The organism is Bradyrhizobium sp. (genome assembly GCF_049691595.1).
In the GTDB taxonomy this organism is placed as follows: Bacteria; Pseudomonadota; Alphaproteobacteria; order Rhizobiales; family Xanthobacteraceae; genus Bradyrhizobium.
In genome coordinates this window covers 1-1,594 of sequence record NZ_JBAVNZ010000044.1, presented here as the reverse complement: position 1 = coordinate 1,594, position 1,594 = coordinate 1, and the positions used below count along the sequence as shown (strand labels likewise).

At 58.1% G+C, this 1,594-nt stretch carries 3 protein-coding genes and 1 pseudogene; all 4 read right to left on the bottom strand.

All coding sequences use genetic code 11. The features are described from left to right. Positions 1–275 (bottom strand): annotated as a pseudogene (locus tag WCE35_RS01875) (transketolase); the annotation flags it as partial. Between the two features lie 193 nt (positions 276–468). Beyond that, positions 469–768, bottom strand: a complete 300-nt coding sequence (locus tag WCE35_RS01870; protein WP_424591641.1) for a helix-turn-helix domain-containing protein — start codon at positions 766–768, stop codon at positions 469–471. Positions 769–783: 15 nt separating this feature from the next. Then, on the bottom strand, positions 784–1,152 hold the full coding sequence (locus WCE35_RS01865; protein WP_424591640.1) for a type II toxin-antitoxin system RelE/ParE family toxin: 369 nt from the start codon (positions 1,150–1,152) through the stop codon (positions 784–786). 247 nt (positions 1,153–1,399) lie between these two features. Further along, positions 1,400–1,594: hypothetical protein (locus WCE35_RS01860; RefSeq protein WP_424591639.1), on the bottom strand; the 195-nt coding region annotated here is incomplete at its 5' end.

The following is a 1,594-nucleotide window of genomic DNA, read 5'->3' as shown; positions in this document are numbered from 1 at the left end:
ATCAAAGGCGTCGCGATCGACTGGTGCGCGCCGCCCTCCGGCGCCAGCGTGATGCCGGAGGGCGTCGCCGCCACCATGAAACGCGCATCCTGATAGCAGGCATAGTTCAGCGCATCGAGGCCGCGCTGGATGAAGGGATCGTACAGCGTTCCGACCGGCAGCAGCCGCACGCCGTTGATCTGGTGCGACAGCCCCAGCGCCGACAACAGGATGAACAGGTTCATCTCGGCGATGCCGAGTTCCATGTGCTGTCCCCCAGGCGAAAAATCCCAGCTCGTAGGGCGGATTGGAGCCGAAGGCGTAATCCGCCGCTCGGTTAACACCGACGCATCATGTGTTATCCTGCGTCGCGTGTCGAATTATCGTCGCGCGTTGTCACACTTTCATTCTCGTCATCTTGATCGGCGGATTACGCCCATCGGGCCGCGCCCCGCGCGGACCCGTTGGGCTCCAATCCGCCCTACGAGCTCAGGCAACTTTGGTGAGCGCCTCTTCAACGGCTTCCGGCGCACGATCGATGATCGTCAGATACGCTCTCGCGGTTGGATCAGGCGAGAACCGCCCCTGCTCCCAATCCCTAAGACTGGCAACACTAAGGCCATACCTGATGCAGAATTCTTCTTGCGTAAGGCCCCGTCGCGTCCTGATGGCTTTAACATCGATCTTGGCGGGCACGAATACCTTATAGGTCGATGCATCCGCTTCGCCACGAGCAATTGCGCGCGCTTCCTTCGCGGACTTGATTAATCGTTTGCCGAGGTTGCTCATCTGCTGCTCCATTTCCTATTTACTAAGTGCGGCGACCTTCTCGATAACGCCTTTGCGATAGTCATCGGCGTAGCCGGCCAATTCGATACGCAGCTCGTTACGCTCCGCCTTACTCAGGTTTTCATCTTCGCCCTTATCGATCAGCGCCAACAACAAAACGGGCACGTCATCGCCGGCATAGTAGTGGACCGTTCGAAAACCGCCGCGCTTGCCTTTGCCCTTGCCGGCAAATCGCAACTTGCGGCATCCGCCGGTGCCCTCCATGAGCGCGCCCGCCGTCGGTTCTTTGGAAATTTTCGAGACGATGTCATTCTGTTCGTCGTCGGAAAGCCCCGCCGCCTTTGCATCTGATAGAAAAGTTGGGGTTCGGATGACCGTTTGCATAACGATCTAAACTACGGGAAACCCGTAGTGATTTCAAGCTATTTTTAGCCCCAGTTTTTTGACGGTCATTAAATACCACTTACAGATATTATATATATTTCAATAGCTTATACGAAGATATTGCTGCCATTTACTACCGAACGCAATGGAACGAAGCGCACGCCGCCACACTGCGCACAGTCCTTGCTGAAAACTTCGAACAATCCCGGACTCCGGGCGAACTACATAAACCGCTGCCCCGCGGCTCTCACACCGCCATTTTGCGGTGCCGCACCGGGGCGCCGACGGTGAGACTTTCCGCCGCGTCGATGATGTCGTTGGCGTCGATGCCGTGGTGGCGGTAGAGGTCGGGGATCGTGCCGGTCTGGCCGAAATGCTCGACGCCGAGCGCCTCCAGCCGATGGCCGCGCACGCTGCCGAGCCAGGCGAGCGTGACCGGATG